The 25,848-nt window shown below is 66.6% G+C and carries 21 protein-coding genes; 5 read left to right on the top strand and 16 right to left on the bottom strand.

The window, feature by feature from the left end; all coding sequences use genetic code 11:
- The first annotated feature begins 114 nt into the window (after positions 1 to 114).
- Genes SCD90_RS02795 through SCD90_RS02810 form a run of 4 tightly spaced genes read left to right on the top strand, consistent with a single transcriptional unit; the run spans position 115 to position 4,347 of the window.
- A complete protein-coding gene (locus SCD90_RS02795; RefSeq protein ID WP_319843092.1) occupies positions 115 to 1,638 on the top strand; it encodes a sugar ABC transporter ATP-binding protein in 1,524 nt (507 codons plus the stop codon).
- Positions 1,619 to 2,653: an ABC transporter permease gene (locus SCD90_RS02800; protein WP_319843093.1), complete on the top strand. Its 1,035-nt coding sequence runs from the start codon at positions 1,619 to 1,621 to the stop codon at positions 2,651 to 2,653. Before SCD90_RS02795 ends, SCD90_RS02800 begins: the two co-directional genes overlap by 20 nt.
- A gap of 26 nt (positions 2,654 to 2,679) precedes the next feature.
- Positions 2,680 to 3,684: a dihydroxyacetone kinase subunit DhaK gene (locus tag SCD90_RS02805; RefSeq protein ID WP_319843094.1), complete on the top strand. Its 1,005-nt coding sequence runs from the start codon at positions 2,680 to 2,682 to the stop codon at positions 3,682 to 3,684.
- A 9-nt stretch (positions 3,685 to 3,693) separates the two neighbouring features.
- Complete coding sequence (locus SCD90_RS02810) at positions 3,694 to 4,347, top strand: dihydroxyacetone kinase subunit L (RefSeq protein ID WP_319843095.1); 654 nt, start codon at positions 3,694 to 3,696, stop codon at positions 4,345 to 4,347.
- Positions 4,348 to 4,361: 14 nt separating this feature from the next.
- Here SCD90_RS02810 and SCD90_RS02815 read toward each other — a convergent pair whose 3' ends face one another.
- A complete protein-coding gene (locus SCD90_RS02815) occupies positions 4,362 to 5,294 on the bottom strand; it encodes a carbohydrate kinase family protein (RefSeq protein ID WP_319843096.1) in 933 nt (310 codons plus the stop codon).
- Complete coding sequence (locus SCD90_RS02820) at positions 5,294 to 6,934, bottom strand: FGGY-family carbohydrate kinase (RefSeq protein WP_319843097.1); 1,641 nt, start codon at positions 6,932 to 6,934, stop codon at positions 5,294 to 5,296. The genes SCD90_RS02815 and SCD90_RS02820 overlap by 1 nt, the downstream gene beginning before the upstream one ends.
- A 291-nt stretch (positions 6,935 to 7,225) precedes the next feature.
- Between SCD90_RS02820 and SCD90_RS02825 the strand changes: the two genes are divergently transcribed.
- Complete coding sequence (locus tag SCD90_RS02825; RefSeq protein WP_319843098.1) at positions 7,226 to 7,972, top strand: class I SAM-dependent methyltransferase; 747 nt, start codon at positions 7,226 to 7,228, stop codon at positions 7,970 to 7,972.
- A gap of 42 nt (positions 7,973 to 8,014) precedes the next feature.
- Here the strand turns inward: SCD90_RS02825 and SCD90_RS02830 are convergent, their stop codons facing one another.
- The 14 genes from SCD90_RS02830 to SCD90_RS02895 all read right to left on the bottom strand — a co-directional run bounded on the left by SCD90_RS02830 (position 8,015) and on the right by SCD90_RS02895 (position 25,834).
- Positions 8,015 to 8,941 carry a LysR family transcriptional regulator gene (locus tag SCD90_RS02830; protein ID WP_319843099.1) on the bottom strand — a complete coding sequence of 309 codons (927 nt, stop codon included), beginning with the start codon at positions 8,939 to 8,941 and terminating at the stop codon, positions 8,015 to 8,017.
- 46 nt (positions 8,942 to 8,987) lie between these two features.
- Complete coding sequence (locus SCD90_RS02835) at positions 8,988 to 9,599, bottom strand: alpha/beta hydrolase (protein ID WP_319843234.1); 612 nt, start codon at positions 9,597 to 9,599, stop codon at positions 8,988 to 8,990.
- 52 nt (positions 9,600 to 9,651) lie between these two features.
- Entirely contained in the window at positions 9,652 to 10,584 is a 933-nt protein-coding gene (locus tag SCD90_RS02840) for a ring-cleaving dioxygenase (protein WP_319843100.1), read from the bottom strand.
- Between the two features lie 108 nt (positions 10,585 to 10,692).
- Entirely contained in the window at positions 10,693 to 12,966 is a 2,274-nt protein-coding gene (locus SCD90_RS02845; RefSeq protein WP_319843101.1) for an FdhF/YdeP family oxidoreductase, read from the bottom strand.
- A 113-nt stretch (positions 12,967 to 13,079) separates the two neighbouring features.
- On the bottom strand, positions 13,080 to 14,924 hold the full coding sequence (locus SCD90_RS02850) for a monovalent cation:proton antiporter-2 (CPA2) family protein (protein WP_319843102.1): 1,845 nt from the start codon (positions 14,922 to 14,924) through the stop codon (positions 13,080 to 13,082).
- A 52-nt stretch (positions 14,925 to 14,976) separates the two neighbouring features.
- Entirely contained in the window at positions 14,977 to 16,821 is a 1,845-nt protein-coding gene (locus SCD90_RS02855) for a hypothetical protein (protein ID WP_319843103.1), read from the bottom strand.
- A 210-nt stretch (positions 16,822 to 17,031) separates the two neighbouring features.
- Positions 17,032 to 18,264 (bottom strand): hypothetical protein, encoded by a 1,233-nt coding sequence (locus SCD90_RS02860; protein WP_319843104.1) that lies wholly within the window; start codon positions 18,262 to 18,264, stop codon positions 17,032 to 17,034.
- Between the two features lie 24 nt (positions 18,265 to 18,288).
- A complete protein-coding gene (locus SCD90_RS02865) occupies positions 18,289 to 19,059 on the bottom strand; it encodes a WecB/TagA/CpsF family glycosyltransferase (RefSeq protein ID WP_319843105.1) in 771 nt (256 codons plus the stop codon).
- Between the two features lie 9 nt (positions 19,060 to 19,068).
- On the bottom strand, positions 19,069 to 20,457 hold the full coding sequence (locus SCD90_RS02870; protein ID WP_319843106.1) for a hypothetical protein: 1,389 nt from the start codon (positions 20,455 to 20,457) through the stop codon (positions 19,069 to 19,071).
- Positions 20,454 to 21,716 carry a GumK N-terminal domain-containing glycosyltransferase gene (locus SCD90_RS02875; RefSeq protein WP_319843107.1) on the bottom strand — a complete coding sequence of 421 codons (1,263 nt, stop codon included), beginning with the start codon at positions 21,714 to 21,716 and terminating at the stop codon, positions 20,454 to 20,456. Before SCD90_RS02875 ends, SCD90_RS02870 begins: the two co-directional genes overlap by 4 nt.
- Positions 21,713 to 22,912, bottom strand: coding sequence for a glycosyltransferase family 4 protein (locus SCD90_RS02880; RefSeq protein WP_319843108.1), 1,200 nt, complete (start codon positions 22,910 to 22,912; stop codon positions 21,713 to 21,715). Before SCD90_RS02880 ends, SCD90_RS02875 begins: the two co-directional genes overlap by 4 nt.
- Before the next feature lie 116 nt (positions 22,913 to 23,028).
- A complete protein-coding gene (locus SCD90_RS02885; protein ID WP_319843109.1) occupies positions 23,029 to 24,093 on the bottom strand; it encodes a glycoside hydrolase family 5 protein in 1,065 nt (354 codons plus the stop codon).
- Positions 24,090 to 24,866: a glycosyltransferase family 25 protein gene (locus SCD90_RS02890; protein ID WP_319843110.1), complete on the bottom strand. Its 777-nt coding sequence runs from the start codon at positions 24,864 to 24,866 to the stop codon at positions 24,090 to 24,092. The genes SCD90_RS02885 and SCD90_RS02890 overlap by 4 nt, the downstream gene beginning before the upstream one ends.
- The gene (locus SCD90_RS02895) at positions 24,863 to 25,834 is read right to left on the bottom strand and encodes a polysaccharide pyruvyl transferase family protein (protein ID WP_319843111.1); all 972 of its coding nucleotides are present in this window, start codon (positions 25,832 to 25,834) and stop codon (positions 24,863 to 24,865) included. Before SCD90_RS02895 ends, SCD90_RS02890 begins: the two co-directional genes overlap by 4 nt.
- Positions 25,835 to 25,848 lie beyond the last annotated feature (14 nt).

Here is a 25,848-nt window from a genome sequence, read left to right on the forward strand (position 1 = left end):
CCGGGGCTTCCTCACCGAGGCCCCGGCGTTCTGCCTTAGCGGCCAGATCATCCAGACAGGTACGGACCTTTGCAGGCGCCAGAGAACGCAGGCGGCGCGAGCCGCTTCCTAGTTATGCGGAACATCCACAAGCGCTTCGGCGGCGTGCACGCGCTGCGCGGCGTGGATCTTTCGCTCGAGCTCGGGGAGGCCTACCACCTCCTCGGCGAGAACGGCTGCGGCAAGAGCACCGTCATCAAGATCATGTCGGGCGCGCATGCTCCCGACGAGGGCGAGATCGTGCTCGACGGCAAGAGCTACAGCTCGCTGACGCCGATCCAGGCCCTCAGTGCCGGCATCGAGACGGTCTACCAGGATCTCTCGCTCCTCCCCAACCTGACGGTCGCTGAGAACGTCGCACTCAGCGAGCAACTGGTCTCCAGCAAGGGCCGCCTGGCGCGCATGCTGAACGGCGCGCGGCTGCGCGAGACGGCGGCGAAGGCGCTCGACATGGTGGGCCTGCCCTCGGACCGCGCCTTCCTTGCGACCGTCGTGTCCGACCTGCCGCTCGCCCAGCGCCAGCTGGTGGCGATCGCCCGCGCGGTCGCAACGCGCGCCAAGCTCGTCATCATGGACGAGCCGACCACATCCCTCACCCGGCGCGAAGTGGACAACCTCATCTCCGTGGTCGCGCGCCTGCGCTCGGAGAACGTGGCCGTCCTCTTCGTCACGCATAAGCTGGACGAGTGCTACCGCATCGGCGGAAACGCCGTCGTGTTCCGCGACGGCGAATGCGTCGCACAGGGGCCGCTGGAAGGCTTCACCAAGCGCCAGCTCTCCGAGCTGATGACCGGCCATGCCATCGATTCCGAGCGCTACCGCACGGGCAGGCCGGGTACGGAGGAGCTGTTCAGCACCAGCGATCTCGGCGCTGGATCGGCCTTCCGCGGCATCACGCTGTCGATCCGCAAGGGCGAGGTGCTCGGCATCACGGGTCTGGCGGATTCCGGCCGCAACGAGCTTGCGCTGGCAATCGCCGGAGTTGCGCCAGCACGAACCGGCACCCTGCGCATCGATGGCACCGACACGGCGATCCACACCCCGGCCGACGCCATCCATGCCGGCATCGGCTATGTGCCGGAAGACCGGCTGGCGGAAGGCCTGTTCCTCGACAAGTCCATCCTCGACAACGAGATCGCCCTCGTTGTCCGCCAGCTCAGCAACAGCGCCGGCGTGCTGGACAAGACGGCGGGAGCGAGGCTCGCGGGCAAGCTGGCCGAGGACATGCGCCTCAACACGCGCGATCTCGATCTGCCGGTGGGCTCTCTTTCCGGCGGCAACCAGCAGCGCGTCCTCATCGGCCGCTCGCTCGGCAACGCGCCGAAGCTGCTCGTGCTCCATGGACCGACGGTCGGCGTCGACGTGGGATCGAAGGACACCATCTACCGCGCCATCCAGAAGCTGGCCGACGGGGGCATGGGCCTCCTGATCATCAGCGACGACCTGCCCGAACTGCTCCAGAACTGCGACCGCATCCTCGTCATGAACGGCGGACGGCTGGTCGCGGAATTCAACGCCGAGACAGCCGACGAAGACGCGCTGTACCAGGCCATGCTTACGCCGACGGCGAGGATTTCCGATGAGCGTATCGCGTCCTGAAGAACTGCGGGAGAGCCCGCAGGGATCGCGAGCGTTCAGCCTCGGCAGCCTGATCCGCCGCCGGCCGGAACTTGTCACGCTCGCTATCCTCATCGTCATCTGCATCGCCGTCGCCGTCGCGAACCCGGCTTTCCTGCAGCCATCGACGCTGATCGATATCGGCCGTGCCAGCGTGGTCATGGGGCTGTTCGCGCTGGGCGTGTTCGTGATCCTGGCTGCCGGCGGCATCGACGTGTCGTTCACCGCCATCGCGGCGCTGACGATGTATTCGACTACGCTGCTGGTGCAGAACTACGCGCCGGAGCTGCCCATCCTGCTTGTGATCCTTGCCGCGACTTTGGGCGGCGTGGTGCTGGGCGTGATCAACGGCCTGCTCGTCAACATTCTGCGCGTGCCGTCGCTGATCGTGACCATCGGCACGCAATACCTGTTTCGTGGCGCGTTGCTGTCCTTCATCGGCACGGTGTGGATCATGTCCATCCCCACCCAGATGGGCGCTTTCGGGCGGATGCCGCTGCTGCAGTTCGAGACGGCCAACCGCGCCGTCATCACGCTGCCGGTCTACTTCCTGGTTCTGCCGGTGGCCGCCTTGCTGACGTGGTGGATCCTGAACCACACCCTGATGGGCCGGGCCATCTTCGCGGTCGGCGGCAATGCCGATGTGGCCCAGCGCCTGGGCTACAGCCTGCGCACCGTGCACCTGTTCGTGTTCGGCTATGCCGGCGCGCTGGCCGGCCTGGCGGGCATCATCCACGTCTCGGCCAACCGCCTCGCCAACCCATTCGACCTCGTCGGCACCGAGATCAACGTCATCGCGGCCGTCGTGCTCGGCGGCGCGCGCATCACCGGCGGCACGGGATCGGTCATCGGGACGATCCTGGGCGTGCTGCTGATCGTGGTGGTCAACAGCGTGCTCGTGCTCGTCGGCATTCCCAGCACCTGGCAGCGCCTGGTCGTGGGCAGCTTCATCCTGCTGGCCGCCGCCTTCTTCGTCATGCGCGGCCGCCGCGCCTAGAATTCCAACTTCGAGGAAACCCAACCATGAAGAAGTTCCTGAACGAGACCGAGAACTTCGTCGACGAGATGCTGGACGGGATCTATCTCGCGCATCCCCGGCAGCTCACCTACGTCAACGACGACAAGCGCTGCATGGTCGTGACCAACCGCAAAAGCGGCAAGGTCGGCATCACCACCGGCGGCGGCTCCGGCCATCTGCCGCTGTTCCTGGGCTATGTCGGTGACGGCATGCTGGACGGCGCGGCGGTCGGCGGCGTGTTCCAGTCGCCCAGCGCCGAGCAGATGTACGAGGTCACCAAGGCCGTCGATCAGGGAGCCGGCGTGCTCTACATCTACGGCAACTATTCCGGCGACATCATCAATTTCGACATGGCCGCCGAGCTGGCGGACTTCGACGGCATCAAGGTCCGGCAGGTCGTCGGCAATGACGACGTGGCCTCCTCCGTCGTCGGCGAGGAGCACAAGCGCCGCGGCGTGGCTGGCATCTTCTTCGTCTACAAGGCGGCCGGGGCTGCAGCAGCAGAAGGTCTCGACCTCGATGAGGTGACGCGCCTCGCCGACAAGGCCCGCCTGCGCACCCGCACCATGGGCGTCGCGCTCTCCAGCTGCATCGTGCCCGAGATCGGCCATGCCACCTTCTCCATCGGCGAGGATGAGATGGAGATCGGCATGGGCATCCATGGCGAGAACGGCATCAGCCGCAAGAAACTGGCGCCCGCCGATGCGGTCGTGGACGAGATGATGGAGCGCATCTTCGCCGAACAAGACTACAAGAGCGGCGACGAGGTGGCGGTGCTGGTCAACGGCCTCGGCGGCACGCCGAAGGAAGAGCTGTACATCCTGTTCCGCCGGGTGTCGCAGCTGTTCACCGAGCGCGGCGTCACCGCCAAGCATGTGTGGGTGGGCGAATACGCCACCTCCATGGAGATGGCGGGTGCGTCCATTTCCGTGCTGCATCTCGACGAGGAGCTGGACCGGCTGATCGCCTCTCCGGCCAACACCCCATTCTTCTGCCACACCAAGATCTGACGGGCCGTCATGGACGCGATTTCCAGCAATGACCTCCCGGCCCTGTTCGACGCGCTGCGCCGGACATTCGCCGAGCAGCGCGAATTCCTGATCGCGCTGGACGGCAAGGTCGGGGACAGCGATCTCGGCATCACGATGAGCAAGGCCTTCGCGGCGGCGCACGAGACGGTTCGGGCGTTGGAAGCCGGCACGCCGGCGGCGCGCCAGTTCAAGGCCGCCGGCATGGCCATGGCCAAGGCCGCGCCGTCGACCATGGGCACCCTGACCGCGACCGGCTTCCTGCGCGGCAGCCAGACCTTGGAGGGCAAGGAAGAGATCGGCGTGGCCGAACTCGCCGCCTTCTGGCGTGCCTACTTCAACGGCGTGGCAGAGCGCGGCAAGGCAAAGGTGGGCGACAAGACGCTGCTCGACGTGCTGGACCCCATCGCGAACTCGATGGAAGCCTCCGCCGCATCGGGCGCCTCGCTGACGGAGGCGCTTGCGGCCGCAAGCCAGGAGGCTGACGAGGCGCTGGAGCGCACCAAGACCATGATTGCCCAGCACGGCAAGGCCGCAGCCTTCCAGGAGAAGTCCATGGGCCTTCAGGATGCCGGCGCCACGGTGGGCGTGCTGATCATCCAGACCATGCGCGACTTCGTGTCCGGGACGACCGGCGCAGCCTGAGAGCGCCTCCGGTCTCAGGCCGTGCCGACCTCGCGCCGCCACGGTGGATCCGCACCGGGGCGGCTGCACGTAACAGCGGCGCACCGGGCGGCGAAGCGCAGCGCGCGATGAAGATCGTTCTCGCCGATGGTCTTCAGGGCTGAACGGTCGAGGGCACCGAGATCGCGCAGCGCGACGAGCATCGCGCCCTGAAAGCTGTCTCCGGCTCCAATCGTATCGGCAATGTTCAGGTGTGAGGCTTCGACTTCGACGATCAGGCCGGAGCGCTGCCAGGCGCTCACGCCTTTCTTGCCGCGCGTGATCACCACGAGGCTGGCGCCCTCCCCGATCAGCCGTGCCGCCACATCGGACTGCTCCGCCCCCGGAAAAAGGAAGCCGCAGTCCACGTCCGACATCCGCACGATGTCCGCGCGACGGGTGAACCGGGCCATGCACGCGGCATAGGCCTCGCGATTGCGGATGAGCGCTGGCCGGCAGTTCGGGTCGAAGTGGATGACGGTCCGCCCGTGTGCCTCCTCCACGAGGGCCAACGTCTCCGAGGACGAGGGTTCGTTGATCAGCGTGGTGGAGCCGACATGCAGCGCGTCCACCGCTTCGAAGGGGATGGAGCCCACACTCCACGTCCAGCGCCGCGCGGCCGAGCTTTCATCGTGAAACGCGTAGTGCGGTTCGCCCTCCACCACCCGTACGAAGGCAAGCGTCGTCTGGTCATCGCTGCGCGCCGCATGCCGCAGGTCGACACCCGACGCCGTCGCATGATCCGCGATCATCCGGCCGAACATGTCCGTGGACAGTCCGCCCAGGAAGCCGGCCGGCGCCCCGAGCCGCGCCATGGCGACCGCCACGTTGAGACACGAACCGCCGACCGCCGGCACCAGGGCGTCCTGGCCGTCCGACGCCTTTGCCGGCATGAAGTCGATCAATGCATCGCCGCAGCTGAGCAGCATCAGGCGCGCGCTGCCGTGGACATGATCGACCGGCTCTCACGGTCCAGCCCCTGCATGAGCACGTGCACCCGCCGCTTGGCCGCGTGGAAGGCGGCGATCTCCGGTCCGGCCGGCGTGACGACTTCGCCCAGCCCTGACATGGCGCTCATGGCATCTGGCAGGCCTGAATGCGCACCCGCGGCCACCGCGCCCAGCATGGCGGCGCCCAGCGTCACGGGCTCTGCTGTCGATGGCAGCGCGACGGCAAGCCCGGTGGCGTCGGCGATGATGTGGCGCACAAGACGGCTCCGGCTTGCGCCACCGCTGATGACGATGGTTCGGCTCTCGATGCCCTGCTCGTGCATCACATCGACCACTTCAGCCAGTCCATAGGCCAGGCCGCACATTCCGGCGACGAACAGGCGCTCCAAATCCTCGACACCGTCACCCAGATCGAGTCCGGCGATGACCGCCCGCGCGCCCGGATCGGCATGGGGCGAGCGATTGCCGAGGAATTCCGGCAGGACGTGCAGGTCCTGCGCGAGACGGGCCGCCTGCGACGGATCGGCCACCCGGGCGAGCACCCGCCGTTCCAGATGCTCCAGCAGGCCCAGCCCCGCCGCTTCCGCCGCGGCGGCGGCTTCCGAATGAGCGGGATGGCAGCGCATCAGATGGTCGATGCCCGCGCCGGAGGCTGACTGACCGCCCTCGTTCAGCCAGACGCCCGGAAGCATGGCCGAGAAATACGGCCCCCACACACCCGGCACGAAGCGGGGATCGGCCGTGCTGGCCATGATGCAGGCCGAGGTTCCCATGATGTAGGCGATGCGGCCCTCCAGCGGCGCAGCACCGTCCTCTCCGCGCGCGCCGACCGTGCCCACGCCGCCGGCATGCGCATCGATCAGCGAGGCACCCACCGCCGTGCCCGGCCGAAGGCCAAGCTCCGCAGCGGCATCCGTCGTCAGGCCTTGGCCGAGAGCGGTGCCGGGCTTCACGACATCCGCGCCGATCCGGGCATGGCCGTCATCGTTCAGGTCAGCCAGCCCGATGCGCTCGAAGAAGGACGGACTCCAGCGCCCCTCATGCGCGAGATAGGTCCATTTGCAGGTGACGGTGCAGGTGGAGCGAGCGGTGCTGCCGGTGGCGCGGTATGTCAGGAAATCGGCCAGATCGAAGAAGTGTGCGGCGGCGTTGAAGGTGCCGGGCAGGTTCTCCTTCAGCCAGAGCAGCTTCGGCATCTGCATCTCGGGCGAAATCGTGCCGCCGACATAACGCAGCACCTCGTCCCCGGTGGCGTTGATGCGCTCGGCCTCCCCGATCGCCCGGTGGTCCATCCACACGATGATGTTCCGCGAGGCGTCGCCGTGCGAACCTACCGGGAGCGGCCGATCCCCCGACCCGAGAACCACCAGAGAGCACGTGGCGTCGAAGCCGATGCCGGCGACCGTCTCCGCCTCAACTCCGGATGCTGCCATGGCTTCACGCACGCAGCGGACGCAGGCGTTCCAGATGTCGTCGGAGGATTGCTCCACCACGTCGCCCGGCTCATGCCAGATGCGGATGGCGTGGCGTGCGCTCGCCAGCAGTTGCCCGTCCGCGTCGAAGACGCCGGCCCTCGCGCTGCTCGTCCCGACATCCACACCGATGAAAACCTGCCGCATGATCCTCTCGCCCGCCGTTCACAGCGTTTATAGCGGCCCTCACCCGGTGCGGCGACCCGGCCGATGGTCATGGTGGATCGTCCGATCTTCAGTCACAGAGGACCGGCATCTCGTCTGGAGGGAGGCAATTGTTTAGCCGCTCATCCCGGCTTCTTTGGAATGCCTCGACATAGATCAACAATTGTTTGGGCCCGTTTACCCGGCAATCCGGCTCTATTACATGGGGCCGGGTGCGGATAAGCGCCGCTATACACGTCCGCATGGCCGGACGTCTCCGGAGCTCTCAGACCTATGTCGATCCAGTTGATCAAGGACGATGCCCCGAGTTGGTCGGAGATCTACGATTGGTACACCGATCTGGAAGCGCCCTTCACCGCCGCGCAGGTCGAGGCGCTCGGGCTGCGCGGCGACCAGACGGTGGTGGACATCGGTGCCGGATCGGGCCGGCTGACCATTCCCATGGCCCGGAAAGCGGCGTCCGTCACAGCCATCGACGTCCTGCCCGGCCTGCTCGATCGCCTGCGGCAGCGCGCTCAGCGCGAAGGCCTCTCCAATATCCGTACGGCCAATCTGGACTGGCGCACCATCGAACCCGCCCGGGATCTGGATCGCCACGACGTGGTCGTCGCCTCACGGTTCGACGGCATCGAAGACCTGATGAAACTGGATGCCGCCGCCAATCAGCGCGTCTGCCTCCTGATCTTCTCGGGCCCCAGCACCGGTGCGCTCCATCGCGCACTCCTTCAGGGCATCGTGCGCGAGGCGGTCGAGCCGCAGGTGCTGCAGCCCGGCTTCACGACCATCTTCAACGATCTGTGCGATCTGGGGCTCGACCCCAACGTCCTGCACATCATGGACGGCTTCACCCGCAGCTACGCCAATGTGGACGAAGCCGTGGAGGATTTCGCGTGGATCCTTCCGGACGCGTCCTTTGCCTTCAACCTGCGCCGCAATCTGGAGCAATTCCTGACGCCGGACGAGAAAGGCGTGCGCTTCCTGTTCCGCACCCGCTCGACGCTCCTGTTCTGGGACAAGTAGGCGCACTTCCTCCACCAGCGGGCAGGCCCCGGCTCCTGAGCCCTAGAGCTCGGGCATCCGATGGGCCCAATCCGCCGCGCCGAAGCGCTGCACGCAGAAGTCCACGAAAGCCGCCACCCGGGCCGGCTTGATGGACCCCGGCGGCATCACCGCATGGAGCCCGAGCGGTTCCGACGACCAGCCGGGCAGAAGCTCCACTAGCGAGCCGTCCCTCAGCCGCTCCCAGACCAGAAATTCGGGCACGAACGCCGCGCAGGATCCTGCGAGCAGCAGCGGCACCACCACATCGGCATTGTTGGCGGTGACGCTGCCCTTGAACCGGTACGGAGAGGCCTCATGCCCCTCGGAGCGAAGAGCGAGTTGGCCCGGCGAGGAAAGATGCGAGAACAGCACGATGTCGTGGCCGCCGAGTTCGTCCGGATGCTGCGGCATGCCTGCCCGCGCCACATAGGCGGGCGCCGCCACCAAGGGCCTGCGCACGGCGCAGATGCGTCTCGCCCGCAGCGATGAATCCGCCAGCAGGCCGATGCGCAGCGCCATGTCGAAGCCCGAGGCGACCAGATCGGCGGTTGCGTCGCTGAGGACGAGATCGAGCTCGATCTCCGGATAGCGCGCGACGAAATCCGGCAGTGCCGGCCCGAGATGGTGGATGCCGAAGGAGATTGGCGCCGCGACACGCACCCGCCCGCGCGGCGCGCGGGCAAGGTCCGACAGGTCGGCATCGATCGACTGCGCGTCCGCCAGCATCCGCGTCGCCCGCTCCACCGCCATCTGCCCTGTCTGCGTCAGGGCGAAGCGGCGCGAGGTGCGGTTGATCAGGGGTGTGCCGAGCCGCTGTTCGAGCCGCGCCACGGCCTTGGATACGGTGGCCTTGGACAGCGCGAGATCGCGCGCGGCGCCGGAGAACGAGCCGAACTCGGCGACGCGCGCGAAGATGGCCCAGGCTTCGAGGTCCGGCAGATTGGGCATGGCCTGTCCTCGGTGGCGGGAGCGGCGGCGCGCGCCGCTCCCTTGGTCAGTGCATGGCGATCCACGCCTTGGCAAGATCGACATCGTTCTGCGTCAGCCCATGCTCGCCGGCCACCACTTCGTGCCGGACATCGGCACCCCGGTCGCGGAGCTGGCGCGCAAGCGTTTCGGCATTGGCGGCGGACACCATCGGATCAGCCCTCCCGGACAGCAGGAGAACCGGCTTGCCCACGAGGTCTGCCGCAGGCGGCTGCACGAACGGCACCATGCCCCGCAGCAGCACCGAGCCGGCAAAGCTCGCCGGCCTCAGCATCAGCGCGGCCGAGGCGATGTTCGCCCCGTTGGAAAAGCCGAGCGCAAAAGGCGCGGCGATCCCGTGGCGCTCGCGCGCCCAATCGACGAAATCCGCGAGTTCGTGAGCCCGCAGTTCCAGATCGGCCTCGTCGAAGCGGCCTTCCGCATGACGCCGGAAGAAGCGCGGCATGCCGTTTTCGAGCACGCGCCCGCGCGGGGACAGCAGCGCCGAACCCGGCGAGAGCTCGCGGCCAAGCGGCAGGAGATCTCCCTCGTCGCCGCCGGTGCCGTGCAACAGCAGCAGCGGGGGCCGGCCCGGTTCAGAAGAGGGTTCGAAGCGGTGGATGAACTCCACCTTGGACAGAGTGGTCATCGTTCAGGTCTCCGGGGACGGCTCTCGCCGCCCCCATCTATGTTCAGCCGATTGGGGGAAGAGCCGCCTCGATGGCGGGCCGGCGGCCTTCCAGGAAGGCCGGCAGCTTCAGGTCCCGGCCCAGCCGGTCCCTGCTCTCATCCGCGTCGAAGCCCGGCTCGTCGGTGGCGATCTCGAACAGCACGCCGCCGGGTTCGCGAAAGTAGACGGACCGGAAGTAGGCCCGGTCCTTCTGCTCCGTCGCCCTGAGGCCGTGGCGTTCGCGCAGCCGCTTCACCATAGCGTCCTGCTCCGCATCGTCCTTCGCGCGGAAGGCGATGTGGTGAACCGACCCGCCGCCTGCGCGGCCGGCAAGGAAGCCGCCGGCTTCGTGCAGGTCCACGATGCCGCCGATCCCCGTGCCGTCCGCACGGAAGCGCGTGACCGAGCCCTCGCGTCCGGCCTCGGCGAAGCCCAGCACGTCCGTTAGCACGGCCGCCGTGCCGGCGATTTCCGCCAGCAGCAAGTTGACGCTGTGGACGCCACGGATGGCGGCCTCCGGGGGCACGTCGCCCTCGGACCATGCCGGTTCGGACGCGATGCCCGGTACGCCCGCCAGGCCGAGGCGCATGCCGTCCGGGTCGCGGAACGCGATCACGCTCTCGCCGAAGTGCCGGGTGACCGGTTCATGCTCGACTCCATTGGCGACGAAGCGATGGATCCAGAAGCCGAGCGCCTCCTCGGGCACGCGGAACACGGTCTGCTGGGTCTCGCCGACGCCCACCCGCCCCGCGGCGACATGGTCCCACGGAAAGAAGGTGATGATCGTTCCCGGCTGGCCGGCCTCATCCCCGTAATAGAGATGGTAGGTGCCGGGATCGTCGAAATTGACGGTCTTCTTCACCAGCCGGAGGCCGAGAACGCGGGTGTAGAAATCCGCGTTACGGCCAGCAGCGCCGGCGATGGCGGTAACATGGTGGATGCCGTGCGTGCTCATGATCCTGTCTCCAGAGGCGCCGCAGTACGGCGCTGTTGGAAGCCAAGATAAGCATGCCCTGCATCTGTGAAATAGAAACCCTGGATACGCAGAGTTTCTATTATCGAACTATGCCACGATCCTTACCGGCACTGCCTTGTACGCCGGCGTCTTCGAGGCGCCGTCATGATGCTGCAGCGGCACCAGTGGGTTCATCTCCGGGTAATAGCCGCCGAGGCAGCCGTCCGGCAGGTCGAACGGGGTCACCTTCAAGCCCCTCACCTCACGGTGCACATTGTCGCCGGCATCGGTGACCAGGGAGACGGTCTGCCCTTCCCGGAAGCCACGCCGCCGCATCTCGCCGGGGTTGATCAGCAGCACGTCGCGGCGCCCTTCGATGCCGCGCAGGCGGTCGCTGTAGCCGTAGATCGTGGTGTTGAACTGGTCGTTGCTGCGCATGGTGATGAGGCGGTAGCGGCCCTCGTCGTCCTCGATCCCGGAGGCGTTGAGGCCTTCCGGCACGGTGAAATCGGCCTTGCCGCTTTCCGTTTTCCAGACGCGGTCCCGGGCCGAATTGCCGCGATAGAAACCGCCCGGCGTCCACATGCGCTCGTTGAAGTCGTGGAACTCGTCCGAATAGGTTTCGGCGATCAGGTCGCGCACCAGCGCGTAGTCCCCCACCCACCGGTCCCATTCGACCTTCGGGTTCGGCGGAAGAGTGGCCTTCGCCAGGCCAGCCACGATCGCCGGCTCGGACAACAGGTGTTCGCTCGCCGGGGTACGGCGGCCCTGCGAGCCGTGGATGCAGCTGAAGGTGTCCTCCATGCTGACGGCCTGCGAGCCGGTGGCCTGCACATCGTCCTCCGTACGGCCGAGGCAGGGCAGCAGATAGGCGACCTGCCCGTTCACCAGATGACTGCGGTTCAGCTTGGTGGCCACCTGCACGGTGAGCCGGAGGTCCCGCCATGCGGCCTCGAGCCGTTCGGTTTCCGGGATTGCGCGGATGAAGTTGCCGCCAAGGCCGATGAAGCTCTTGACCCGGCCGTCGAGCACGCCTTCGCAGGCCTCCACCGTGTTCATGCCCTTGTCGCGCGGCGGCTCGAAGCCGAACTGCTCGGCCAGCTTGTCGAGCGGCACCAGCTCCGGCTTCTCCGAGATGCCGACGGTGCGCTGCCCCTGCACGTTCGAATGCCCGCGCACCGGCGAGATACCGGTGCCTTCGCGGCCAATATTGCCTTTCAGCAGCAGCAGGTTGACGAACATTGCCACATTGTCCGAGCCGTGGACGTGCTGCGTGAGGCCCATGCCATAGACGCCGATGACTCGTTCGGCCTCGACATAGACCTGAGCCGCCGCCTCGATATCGGCGCGCGGAAGCCCGGACTCCTTCTCGATGTCGTCCCATGCCGTGGCGCGGACGCGGGCCTCGAACTCGGCAAGCCCGCTTGTGTGCTGCTCGAGAAAGGCAGTGTCGAGAACCCGGCGCCCCTGCGCCTTCGCGGCATCGTCGGCGGCAAACACATGCTTGCAGAGGCCCAGCAGCACCGCGATGTCGCCGCCGGGGCGCACCTGATGGTATTGCGTGCTGATGCGCGTCTCGTCGCCGGTCAGCATCTCCACCGGGCTCTGCGGATTGGTGAAGCTCTCCAGCCCCTTCTCCCGCACGGGATTGAAGGTGATGATCTTCACGCCGCGCTTCGCGGCCTCCTGAAGCGGATGCAGGAAGCGCGGGCTGTTCGAGCCGGTGTTCTGGCCGAAGAAGAACATGGCGTCGCACTTGGCGAGGTCGTCGAACACCACGGTGCCGACGGAAGCGCCGATGGACTTCTTGAGCGCCACCGAGGTGGTCTCGTGGCACATGTTCGAGCTGTCGGGCAGGTTGTTGTTGCCGTAGAGCCGCGCGAACAGCGCGTACATGTAGGACGTCTCGAGGCTGGCGCGGCCGGACGCGTAGAAGATGACGGACTTCGGATCGAGCGCCTTCAGCTCGGCGCCGATGCCGGCGAATGCCTCCTCCCAGCTGCACGGCACGTAGCGGTCGCTGTCCTTGTCATGGCGCATCGGGTGGGTCAGCCGGCCCTCCTGCTCCAGGTCATAGTCCGACCAGGTGCGCAGTTCCGTCAGCGTGTGCTTCGCAAAGAACTCCGGCGTGCAACGTCGGGTGGTCAGCTCCCAGAGGGTGGCCTTGGCTCCGTTCTCGCAGAACTCGAAGGCGTGGTAGTTCGCGGGCTTGGCCCAGGCGCAGGATACGCACATGAAGCCTTCCGGCTTGTTCTGGCTGGCCAGCGTCTCGGTGGCGGCGGGCGTCGTCCATTCTGCGCCGAACACGCGGGTGATCCCCCGCAGCGAGCCCCACCCGCCGGAGGGGCCGTCGTAATGCACTGTGTCGTTTCGCTCGGTCATCTGCCCTGCCGCCAATGCTCGTTCTCGTACGCTTCAGGGCGAACGAGCATGCGACGGCTGGGTTCCTGCACGCTGTCGTGAGCGGAAGGCGTTGTGCGGCAGCAGGCCCCGGGTCAGGCCTTTGCCGGTTCCGGCACTTCGGCCGCTTCGGGGGGTATGGACGTGACGTGGCGCGGCTTCGTCAGCGGCTCCGGGCGGGTCGTCAGCACATTCCCACGCATAAGGGCTGCGGCTGGGTCGATGCCGGTCGTGATCTGGAGCTCGAGGCGCTCCGCGTCGCGGCGCCGGACATCCGCCATGACCTCGGCGGCGTCTTCGACATCGACGCCAAGCCCGATCAGCACGTCGTGGCCGAAGGTCATGGCGGATTCGAATGTCTCACGCATCTGGTAGGCGACGCCCGCATTGGCCAGCCGCACGGCATGGCCACGGTCGTAGGCGCGGACGAAGAGGCGTGCGAGCGGGAACTCGGCGTGGCAGAGCTCCACGATGCGGTCATTCGTCTCCGCCTTGTCGGTGCAGATCAGGATGGCTTCGGCATCGGCCGCCCCCGATGTGCGCAGCACGTCGAGGCGGGTTCCGTCTCCGTAATAGATCTTGAAGCCGAAGGTGGCCGCGACGCGGATCAGGTCCACATCGGTCTCGATCAGCGACACCTCGACCCCGCGCGCCAGCAAAGGCTGTGAGACGATCTGCGCGAAACGGCCGAAGCCTATGATCAGCACCCTGCCCTGCAGTCCGTCCGCCTCCTCCACGCCATCCATGGATGCCGTGGGCTGCGGCAGGAAGCGCTCCACCAGCATCACGACGACCGGCGTCAGCGCCATGGAGAGAATGACCATCGCCGTGAAGATAGCCGAGATCCGGGCGTCGAACAGGCCCGTGGCAAGCGCCGCCGCATAGAGGACGAAGGCGAACTCGCCGCCCTGCGCGAAGATCGCCGAGCGCTGCACGGCCTCGCGGTTGCCGGCGCCGAACAGCCGGGCGATGGCGAAGGTCACCACCGCCTTCAGCGCCATCAGCCCCAATACGCCGCCGAGGATGATGGGCCAGTCGGCCGCCACTTCCGCGAGATCGAGCGACATGCCGACGCTGAGGAAGAACAGGCCGAGCAGCAGTCCACGAAACGGTTCGATGTCCGCTTCGAGCTGGTGCCGGAACGAGGATTCCGAGAGGAGGACGCCGGCCAGGAAGGCGCCCATCGCCATGGACAGCCCGCCCCATTGCATGAAGAGCGCAACGCCGAGCACCACCAGCAGCGCGGCCGCCGTCATCACCTCGCGCGCACCGGCGCGGGCCAGCACCCGGAAGAACGGGTCGAGCAGCCAGTGCCCGACGACGACGACAGCGGCGATGCAGCCGAGCCCGATGAGCACCGCCTGCCACCCGCTCCCGTGCGCCTCCCCGGCTCCCGCCTGAAGCGAGCCGAGAAACGCCACCAGCGCCAGCAGCGGCACGATCGCGATGTCTTCGAGGAGCAGGATGGCAATCGCGCGTTCGCCGGACGCGCCGACCGTTTGCCCCCGTTCTTCCAGCATCTGCATGATAACGGCGGTGGAGGACAGCACGAAGCCGAGCGATCCAATGAGGGCCGGGATCGGCGGAACGCCCGCGAGCACTGAGGCGCCGGACAGGACGGCGCCGCAGGTCAGCACCTGCGCGAGGCCGAGGCCGAAGATCTGGCCCCGCATCGCCCAGAGCTTACCGGGCCGCATCTCCAGCCCGATGACGAAGAGGAAGAGCACGACGCCCAGTTCGGCGATGTGCAGCGCGGATTCCGGATCCCCGAGGACGGCAAAGCCGAACGGACCGATGACCACGCCGGCAGCGAGATAACCGAGGACCGAGCCCAGCCCCAGGCGGCGAAACAGCGGAACGGCGATCACGCCGGCGGCCAGCAATGCCACCGCCTGCCCGATCTCCGGACCCGAGCCCTCCACCGCCATCTGGACCTCCATGGCGCCACCGCGCCGACGTTCCGGCGTGGTTAGCGCCCGTTGGCTGACGGCGCTAGTTCTTCATGGAGAGGAACTTCTCCATGTCGCCCTTAAGCTGGGCGTCCGCGTCCCGGAAGAAGTACTCGGACACGATGGTGGGCGAGGTGACCTTGCTGTTGATGCCGTCGTTCAGCGACATGTGCACGCCGTCGCGGCCGGACATCTGGTGGCACTGCGCACAGGATACGGTGTTGAAGCGCAGCGCATGCACGTCCTGCCTTTTGGGATCGCGGAAAGTGTCGACCTTCAGGGAAGACAGGGCCTGCTGAAGCTCTTCCTTCCGCGCGCCGGTGCTGCGCTCCATCTCGGCACGCAGCAGATCATTGTCATAGACGGACGAGTAGAACCCGTAGTCGATGCCGTGGCGCACGGTGGTCAGCGGCAGCAGTTCGCGCGTGGTGTTGTCGCGCTCCAGATTGCCGAAGATCCAGATGCCGGTCAGCGCGGAGCTGAAGGACACCGAGTGCACCGGGCGTGCCGAGGTGAATTCAGCCACGAACTTGCGCAGCTCCTCCTCGCCGCCGCCGGCTTCGCGCGCCTTCGTCACCTGGTCGAGGCGGCTCAGGAAATAGCTTTGCTGCTCCTTGCGGGTGGCTTCGTCGGCGGTGCGGTCGGTGGTGTCGTATTTGAGGTGCAGGAACAGCTGTTCCGTCACCTGCTCGCGGTTGTTCGGGTCCACCATCTGGTAGACGAAGCGCAGCTGCGGGATGATGCGCTCGCCTGCCCAGTCGGCATCGAGCTGCGGCTCCTGCGGCTTGAAGGTCATGCCCACGAGGCGGAAATTGTCCATGCTGCCGGTGTCGGACTTCACGTCCTTGATGGGCACCATCTGCAGGCCGTGCGTGTAGACATTGGTCTTCGTCACGTCCGCGAGGCTGAAGGTGTCGTTGCCCGGCTCTGCCTTCGGATCGTAGTCCGGGTAAGGCTTGCCATTGAGGTAGTCGAGGACCTTGGCGAAGTCGCCGTCCTTCAGCACCAAACGCAGCGGGTACTGCGCCTGCAGTTCAGGCGTGCCCTGCACCACCATCTGGCGCGGCAACTGGAAGCTTGTCAGCCCCTTCTGCGGGCGCGGCGTGTCCAGCCCGTAGTCGAAGGCATGGCCATCGGGGTAGTACCAGAGCGAGTTGCGCTTCAGGTCGTTGAGGTCGAAGCGCGGGCGCTTGTCGTAGCCGCGCTCCTCGACCATGGGAAAGTTGACCGAGAGCTTGGCCTCGAACCGCTGGAGGTCCTTCTGCGGGAAGTCCTCCAGGTACATCGCGTCCCGGTTCTCCCACATATACTTCATGGGGTCGAAGTTCGGATCCGGATCATGCGAGACATGGCGGCCGCATTCGGCATCCGCGCGCAGCTTCGTGTAGTGCTCGAGACGGACGACAACGCGGGTATAGCCTTCCGCGCGCTCCTTCTTGAACATGTGGTCGGGATACTCGGTGATGTTGCGCAGCAGGTAGGCGCTGTCGACCTTGCAGCCTTCCGGCGTTTCCAGCGAGGACTGGTGGTCGATGTGGCGGGCATCGAAGAAGAAGGCGGGCGCCAGCTGCATGTAGCTGGCCTGATGGCCCTTCTGCATCATGGGATAGAGCGGCTCGGTCGCGCCGAGGCCGGAATCGATGAACTCGTAATTGTAGCCCGGTCGCGGCGCGCGCAGCAGGCTCTCGAAATAGGTGACGACGTCGTAGACCGAGCCTGGACGGAGCGAGGACGTATTGCTCTGCAGGATCTTGGTGCGGTTGACGTTGTAGACCGTCTCCGCCACCAGCGAGCTGTTGACGGGCTTCTCCTCTTCGGCAAATGCCGCGCCGGTGCAGAGGGTGAGGGCGAGCGACGCCAGAACGGTACGCGCGGCAGACGGCATCATCAGAATTGTCCCCTTGGCGTGTCCGACGGCAGGAGGCTTCGCCACCATGCATCCCCGGACCACGGAAGGACGGCGCATCGCGCACGTCCCCAGCATGGGGCCAATGCTGCCGACCGCCCCCTCTTTCGTCAACACAGCGGATAGGCCTAGGCGCAGATGTGAGCAGGAGTGTGACGCGCGCACCATCAGCGCGCTTCCGTGCGGATCCGGTTATCCGCGGCGCCTGCCTGCAGGCTCAGGTGCCCGCTGCGTCGTCCCCAAAAGGAACCAGAGCAGGGCAGCGGTCTTGATGGAGAGGTACGAGTTGCTGATCAGCATGGTGGTGACGAGGAAGATCAGCGCCGAACGCTTGAATACCGCCTGCTCCCGGCTCTCCTCGGCCGGCACCAAAGTGATGTAGAGCCAGATCGCCAGCGCCCCGAAGATGGACTGGTTGACGATGAGGAAGGTGATGCCGCTGTCGGCGCTCTGTGCCCAGCCTGCCCGTGACATGCCGAGCCATTCCGGCAGCCCGAAGCGCGAGAACACATAGGCCGCGAGAGAGGAGCGGCCGGGAAGATCGTCAGTCCTGACATCCACCACCGCATCCACGGCGAAGGAAGCCAGAACTATGACGGGGAGGAAGAAGAAGGAGGCGCGCGGCACGCGCGGCCGAAACAACGACGAGCCCACAATGACGGCGGTGACCATGATCGCAAGCCGGCCATCGCACGCCACCAGCAGGATAATGGTGGTCAGCAGATAGAACACCAGAAGCGGCCGCGCCATGGTGCGGGCATAGGCTGACACATAGGCGGCCACGATGATGCAGTAATTGCCGAGAGAGACCGGCTCGAGAAAGATCGACGAGGCGCGGTGTATATCGAGGAACGGGAAGAGGTTCCGCTGGCCGGGCCGCGTGGCGCTGACGAACAGGGTGGACTCATTGTTCCAGAAGGCCTCCGCCGCAAGCCCGCGTGTGGCGATGTAGAAGCCCTTGACGTTGAAGAGCCAGGAATAGAGGTCCAGCGCGATCACCTCGAACAGCACCACGCCCGTTGTCACCACCTGCAGCAACAGCAGCAGCGGCGCCGCGGCGCGCGGACCGGCGGCGATCCCGAGCGCGAAGAAGGTCGGGATCAGGATGACGTCGCGCACAGCCTTTGGATCGACGGTCCCGATCAGGCACCAGCGTGCTGCACCCATGATGAGAAGGAAGGCCAGCAGCAGGTACCAGGGCGTGATCAGGCGATCGTAGTTGCGCAGGATGATCACGTGGGAGAGCCCCACGACGCCCGCCTCGGCAAGGATCACATGGCTCGCCGAAAGGCCCATGACCTGCGCATTGATGAAGGCCAAGCCGAAATTGAAGAAGACCGCGCCGGCCACGACGGCAGGACCGGCCCACACCGCCCATCGATGCTGCACGGGCATGGACCGCTCGAAGGGCAAGGACAGGCTCACCCCGTCACGCTCCTGCCTTGCGGCTCACCGCGCAGGGTCACGCGCCTCCCCAGCCGCGCCGATGCGGCGGGGGCGGTGGGCGAAGGCCAGCACGGTGAACCTGGCGATGCCTAATGTGTAGCGCCCGGCGAGGCGCCGAGGCTCGATCAACAGGCGGTAAGCCCATTCCATGCTGAGCCGCTGCACAATGCCCGGCGCGCGCTTGCGGCGGCCCGACAGCCAGACGAACAGTGCGCCGACACCAGCGATCAGCGGCGCGTCCAATGCCTGATGGTTGGCGAGTATCCACGCCTCCTGCAGCGGATTTCCCATGCCGACGAGGACAATGTCCGCTCGTGAGGCGTTGATCTCGGCCATCAGGGCGTCACCCTTCTGCCGGAAGGAGAAACCGTCCTGCACGCCGGCCAATTCTATGCCCCCCATCGCCGCCAATGCTGCGGAAGCCCCAGCCAGATCCTCTTCGTGCGATCCCAGCAGGAAGACGCGGATCGGCCCCGTGCCACGGCGTAGATAGAAGGGGATGAAGTCCGTCCCGTTCATGTTGGCTGCAAACCGGCGCCCGTGCACGGCAAGGCTGGCGAGCTTCATCCCGAGGCCGTCGTTCACGGCAATGACCGGGGCGGCTGCCATGTGCTCTCGCAGCGCCTGGCACTTCACCACGAAGTTGGAATTGACGAAGAAGAGCAGGGTCTTCTGGCGCATGGCGATGCGCCGGTCGATCTCGGCCGCAAGATCATCGGCCGTGACATCGCTGATGTCGAAGCCGCCGATCTGCCGTGTCGCAGGGCTCTTCATGGCGGCGACCTAAGCGGGAGCGACGGTGCGCCGTGGCGCCGTGCTCACAAGCCGGGAATAGCGGATCAGGATTGCCAGCCCGCCACCCACTCCAAGCCCCGCCAGCAAGGCGGCCAGCATCACGCCCACGGCCGGAGGTCCTGCCCGCGAAAGCGAAGCACCGCGCACGATCTGCGCTGCACCTCCGGCCGCATCACCCTCCGCGAGCGAAGGCGCGGGTGCCGTGAAATAGGTGCCGAGCGTTGCGACCACGCGGCGCGCGAGGTCGGGATCGTCTGACTGGTAGGTGATGTCCAGCCGGGACCCCATGCCGACGCGCGCGACGAGCAGCGAGCCCTGGATCTTTGCCGCGGCGGCGGAAACCGCCTCCGGCGTTCCGGGCTCCGGCGGGGATTTTCCGGAAAAGCCCGGCAAGCCGGAGAGAAGCGAAGGTGGAGCGTAGAAGTCCGGCCTGGAATGGAGATCGAGCCGGGTGGCGATCTCGCGCGCCGTGGCATCCGACATCATCAACTCGATGAAGTTGGCGATGCCGGCTGAATCCACCGGCACGGACTGGCGGGCGCCGGTCAGGGACCTGATGCGGTTGTCGGACGCCTCCAGTGAGGCCGTCGTCTCCTGCAATTCGAGTAGGAGAGCGTTGCGGACGCCGTTCGAGGTATCCGCGATGCGTTGCTGTGCGGTGAATATGTCCTGCTGGCGCTGGAGGAGGCGGGTCTCCACCTCGATGCGGCGAGCCCCGAAGGTAGCCGCCGTCCGCTCGAGATCGCTGACCCGGCTGGCAGGCGCCAGCCCCTTCTGGGCCAGCGCGCGGACCGTCTCGAGTTCTTTGTCGATGGATTGCTGCTGCTCCGTGGCATAGCGCAGCTGTTCGGCCAGCGATCCGATTTCCCTCCGCGTGAAGTCCAGAAGCTGCTGCAAGGATGTGAGCTTGGACCTCAGGTCCGTCTGTCGCGTCTGGTGGAGCAGCCGTTCGTTCTCGATGATTTCGGCCATGGCCGGCTCGCGAGACGCTGCCAGGGCCGGCGGGAACGTCACGGTTTCCTTGCCGCCCAGTTCGCTCTTGATCCGGGCCAGACGCGCCGTCAGGCGTGTCTTGTTGTCCAGTTGGGTGCGCAACTCGCTCTCGGCGGCGACCAGGTCGCGCTGGCCCGCAGGTCCCGAGGCGGCCGCACCCGCCACGATCGCGGCGCGCGAAATGAAGATGGTCGGCCTCGCCGTCAGGTAGGCCATCGCCAGGCACAGGAACAAGATGACAGTCGCCGCGATGAGGCGTCGCGAAGCGATCAGGGTTGCGGGGCTGAACGCGTCGATGACGACCTCGGGCCGGTCCCAGTGCTCGGCCCTCCGCTGATGCCCGGCTCCCGACACGAAGGGCGGCTCCGCCGCGAAGTGCCTCATTGGCCCAGCCCTTCCACGTGAACCGGAGGCATGGGCTTGGCATCGGCGTCAGCCGAGCCCGATCGGCCGGAAGCGCCCAGCAGAGGCTTGCGAACCGGCAGCGGCGCGAACGAGGGCAAGCCGTCCAGCCGCTCCACCAGCTCATGGATCACATCATCCCAATCGCTGACGCTTCCGCGATCGATCGTGGTGCGGTCGAAGCGTAGCGCGCTCACCAAGGCAGCCACGGCCGATCCCGGCGCGCTGGGATCGTAGGGGATGATGTGCGCCCGCCCGTCGCGCGCGAAAGCCGGCGCAAGCGTGGGCAGGCGGCAATAGGTGTACTGGTGAAGCTTCAGGCTGGATTGGGCGAGATAGTCGAGCTCCGGCCGGGGAAGGTATGGGGCGATGCCGACATCGGCGTGCTGCATGAAAGGCACGAGGCTGGCAAACGGCACCTCGCCGTGGATGACGACATTCGGGTGTCCGGCGAGGCGCCGCAGGTCCATGCGGCCGAAGAAGTGGAAGTCGACGACCGGGAATGCCTCGACGAGATGGCGCACGATGGCTTCATCGAACGCCATGTCGCCGCCCACGATTGCGGCCGGGCGATTACCGGTGAAGGGGCTGGGATGGCGAGCATCGAGCGCGGCCTTGTCCACGCCGTGGCCGATATGCGCGACACGGCTGCCGGCGGGGAAATCGCCTGCCATGGATTGCGACGGCACGCGAATGAGGTCGTAGAGAACGGCCGTCCGCTGCAGGCGACGCTGCAGCGTGGGATGCATGCCCACGGCCCCCAGCCTGTCGCTGGCGCAATAGACGATGCGGGCACGCGGATTGATGTCCTTCAGCCGCTCGAAAAGCGCCACGGCGGCGCAGCTTTCCAGCACGATCACATCGGCCTGCGCAGCGATGCGCCTGATCTCGACGGGCAGCGATCTTGCGTAGAGATCGCCCAGGAAGGACGTCGCGGCATTGACGAGCCGCGACCGGACGGCAACGGGATGGACCGCTGGAACCCAGACAAAGCCCGTCAGGTTCGGACCACGCGGCACCCAGCGGTTCACCTCCGACGGTGCCACCGCCGCCAGCCTTTGCGGGTTGAGCAATGCCGACAGCTGGCTCAACTGCGTCGTGACCGCGAAGGTCGACCAACCCAACCGGGCGAAGGTCTCCGCCCAGAACACCATGCCCGTCTTGCGGGTGCCGAGGCCCACGAACTGCTGCGTGAACAGCAGGACGCGCCGTTGCGGGCAGACCGCCGCTTCGCCGTTCATGCCGCCACCCCCTTGGGGGCCCTCTGGTCGAGGATGCTCCGGTAAAGCTGGAGCACCTCTTCCGCGCGCTCCCGCCAGTCATAGCCGCCGGCCGAACTCATCAGCCTGCGGCGGGCATAATCACCGCTGCGGGCAAGATCGGCCGCGATCTGGCGCAGCGTCGATGCCGCCTCCTCGCTCGCGAAATCGTCGACCAGAACGCCCGTCCCGACACCCGAAAGCAGGGCCTCGAAGGCCGGTATGCGGCTGAGGACGGGGAAGAGCCCCGCCCCCATGGCTTCGACGACGCTGATGCCGAAGCCCTCATGCTCCGAAGCCGACGCATAGAAGCTGGACTGCTGGATCAGTTCGCCGATCCCCGCGTCATCGGGGGCAATCTCGAGATGGACCTGAGCGCCGAGGCCAAGGCGCTCGATCTGCTCGCGAACGGCACCTTCCTTCACATCCCAGAACGTACCGGCAATGATCAACCGCCATTCGGGATCGGCGGAGACCAGCCGGCTCAGGAGCAGGAGGAGAAGGTCGACCCGCTTGTTGCGCGAGATCCGGCCGAAATAGATCAGCGTCTTTGTCGGCTCGCGGCTGGCGCGATCTGCCCACTTCGCGCTTTCTACGCCGTTGCCGATGCGGTGGACGCGGTCGCTGATGCCCGAGAACAGGGCATAGTCGCTCTCGCCCGAGGCGCAGACCGCATCATAGGCCTTGATGCTGGCGCGGGTCGCGGTGCGGAAATAGACCTTCTTCGGCCCGCGCGCGAAATCGGTATGGAAAAAGCCGCCATGGGTGGAGGCCACCATGGGTTTGCCATGGAAGGCACGGGTAGCGGCCAAAGCGTCGAAGAAGAAATCGACGGCGTGGACATGGATGATGTCGGCGTGGCGCGTCGCGTTCCAGATGCCCGGCGCGACGGGGTAGCGCCGCGAGCCGAACCAGCCAAGGCGGCGCACATCGAGCCCATCCACCACGTCGCGGGCGGGCAGGCGCTCGCGTGGATTGGAGAACAGGCGATCCAGCGTGACGATGTCGACCCTGATCTTCTCCGAGAGCCGGGCGCACAGCCGATGCACGGATTCTTCCAAACCGCCGATCCCGGGCCTGAACTGCCGCACCACATGGACCACGCGCAGCGAGGACGGCAGAGCAGCAGCCGACGACGGCAGCCTGGAAACAGAAGGGGCTCGCAGGGGATCTGGCATGTCCGCACGTCCGCCTGTTTGCGACTCCCCCGCCGGGGCGCGCTTCCGCATCGCAGCGCCAGGACAGAAGAACCGCATCCGCACACCGCCAATCCGGCGGCTGCAACCTGTATAACCTATTTGGCGAAGAAATCACGCATAAGTTGCAATGAGGGCGAAGCCGTATCCGCAGGGTTGAGGCGGAAGGGGTAGTCGGATTTCCACAGGGAGCCCGCGCCCCACGCCGTCCAGCCAGCCCACACATCATCACTGGCGTGGATGAAGGTAAGCATGCGGCGGCTGGCCTCCAGCAGGTCCGGATCTCCCCCCGCCGGCAGTCCGAACTCACCCAGGAACAACCTCTTGCCGTTCTTGCGCGCCCACTCCGTCACTGGTGCCAGACGCTTAACGCCAAGTTCGTGATCCCCGCCGGCCAGCACGGCATGCCGCCCGCTTTCATCCGGATCGAGATATTGATGCACATGGAACACCAGGGCATTGCGCGGGTCCCTGATGGTGAGTGCCGCTTCCGAGAACGAGCCGACCAGCGCCGACGCCTTGGCATACCGAGGCGGCTCGATGTGGATGACATTGCCGGCTCCTGCGGCACGGATGGCATCCACGGCCGCCTGGTAGATGCGCGCCAGTTGCACCGCCTCCGTCGCTCCGTCCGCCGACTTCAGGTCATGCGGCTCGTTCATGAGGTCGAAGTGCACGCGCTCGTCGCCGGCAAATGCCTGGGCGAGCTTGCGCCATAGATCCGCGTAGTCGGCGCGGGTCACGAGCGCGGACGGGCCGTCGATCTGCGCCTGCTTCAAGACGCCGTCCACCTCCACCCAGCGGTTCCCGTAGTTGTGCAGATCGAGGATCGTGGACAGGCCGGCAGCGCTGGCGGTGTTCACTATCCGCCTCAGTTCCGCCGTGTCCACCGGTCCGCGAAGTACGGGCTGAACGCGCTCCCACCGGAGGGGAACGCGTATGACGCGGGCGCCCGCCGCCGCCCAGTCCCGGATCACGCCGTCGCTCGGCCACACATAATCGCGGCCGGGCCGGCCGTAAGGCGCGCCGGGCAGGCCTGCATTGACCCGGCCGAACTCGGCGCCCGACTGGTTGACGCCCACGAGATCGAGAGCACGTCCCGGCTGCGCCGAGACACACAGGCACAGAATGACGAGCAGGGTGCGAAGTGGAAATCCGGTCATGCGCTTACCTCCAGAGGGGCAGGCAGGAGAGGACCAAGCGGGCGGCGCCCAAGCGTGGCAACACGCCCGTAATACGAGACGCGGCGCACCTTCTCGATGGCTCGGTGATATTGCCGGTGCAGGGCGTCACCGGGCGACAGGGCCGGCAGGCTGCGGCGAGCGCCCTCGATCGTGGAGCCGAAATCCACCTCGATGACCGGGTAGGGAAAGACGCCTGCGCTCGGCACGCCATGGGCCCAGCAGCGGTCCATCTCGTCATCGATGGGCCGCACCACCTCCGGGATCGAGGCCAGGAACCGCTCCGCCATCGGACGCGTGATCCAGTAGGCCTGGGTGCCGTAGACGGGACGTTCGAAATAAACGATCTGCCGCCGCCCTATGGTGTCGCAAATCCGGGTGGTGGGGACCGGCAGCTTTCCGTAGAAGCGCACATAGCCGAGCGGGCACTCCCGCACGAATTCGGCCATGCGCCCGAAGAATGTGGGATCGATCAGCAGGTCGTCCTCGAACACGCAGAGGCCGTCGAGCCCCGGCGTCTCCAGAAGTCCGCGCCAGACCGCGACATGGCTCGCAAAGCAGCCCAACTCTCCCGGCGTCAGCTCGCGCCCGCGCATCCAGCGCGCCATCTGGGGCCGGTAGCGCAGCCTTTCCGGCGCATCGCGCCGCGCGTCGAAGAACTGCCAGTCCGCGCCGATCTGCTCCATCTGCCGGGCCATTGCCCGGCGGCGTTCATCGGAACCCGGCAGGCTGATGATGCGGAAGGCCGGCTTCATTCCGCCGCCACCCATATGGGAGCGACAGGAGAGCCGGCGTCCGCCAGCAGTCGGCAGGCAGCCTCGACGGACGAAACCATCTCGACACCCTCCGCCTCGGCCGTCCAGTCGCGCACGAAGCGCGCCACCTTGCCGTTGGCATTGTCGATGACGAATTGCGGGCGGCCGATCAGCAGCGAGAGGATGTGGGCGTGCAGGCGATCGGTCACGACGGAGCGACCGCTGCCAAGCAAGGCCTTGCCCCGCGACATGCGCGACCGCGCAAGTGCCCCGAAGGCTGCGCACACCGGCTGCTGGGACGGGAGAACCAACGCGGCGCGGCGTGCGAGCGGAAGGGCCGTGCGGTTCAACAGGCGGGTATCAGGGCCATCGTCCAGCCAGTCCGTGACCAACACGCCCTTCAGTTCGGGATCGACCTGACCCCTCCCCTCGCCGCGCTCGATGTCGGTGCGCAGCAGAAAAACAGCTTGGTGGGTCCAGGCCCCCACGGCTTGAGGGCCCAGCGCGAAGGCCATGTCCGGGCACAGATGGCTTTCGCACCGGAAGCTCTGGCGCGCGAGGTCCAGGCTCTCCCGGTCACGGACCAGCAGCACGAAATTGCCGTGCTGCTCGATCATGCGCTTCGTCGCGGCCATGTTGGCGGGCGACCTGAAATGCATGCTTTGCGGCAGCTGGATCACGCGCCGGTCCGGGAAGGCCTCCAGAACCAGCCGCCGGAAGTTCTGGAACTTCGGCCAAATGTCGCCGAAATTCCCGCCGCCGCTCAGATAAATCGGCCCGCTCGGGCAGAACCGCCGAAGCGCCTCGGGATCGAAGCCGTCCCGGGTACAGACATAGGATGGAGTGCAACCTGAAAGGGCATTCAGAGACTTGACGGCGCCGAGCCAGATAAGACTGTCGCCGACATTCGGATAGTTGGGGAAGTCGAGAAGTGCATATCCGGCACCCGGATCTGCAAGAGGCGTCACTGTTTCCAGTAGCC

This window comes from Terrihabitans rhizophilus, assembly GCF_033898525.1.
GTDB lineage: Bacteria > Pseudomonadota > Alphaproteobacteria > Rhizobiales > Methylopilaceae > Flaviflagellibacter > Flaviflagellibacter rhizophilus.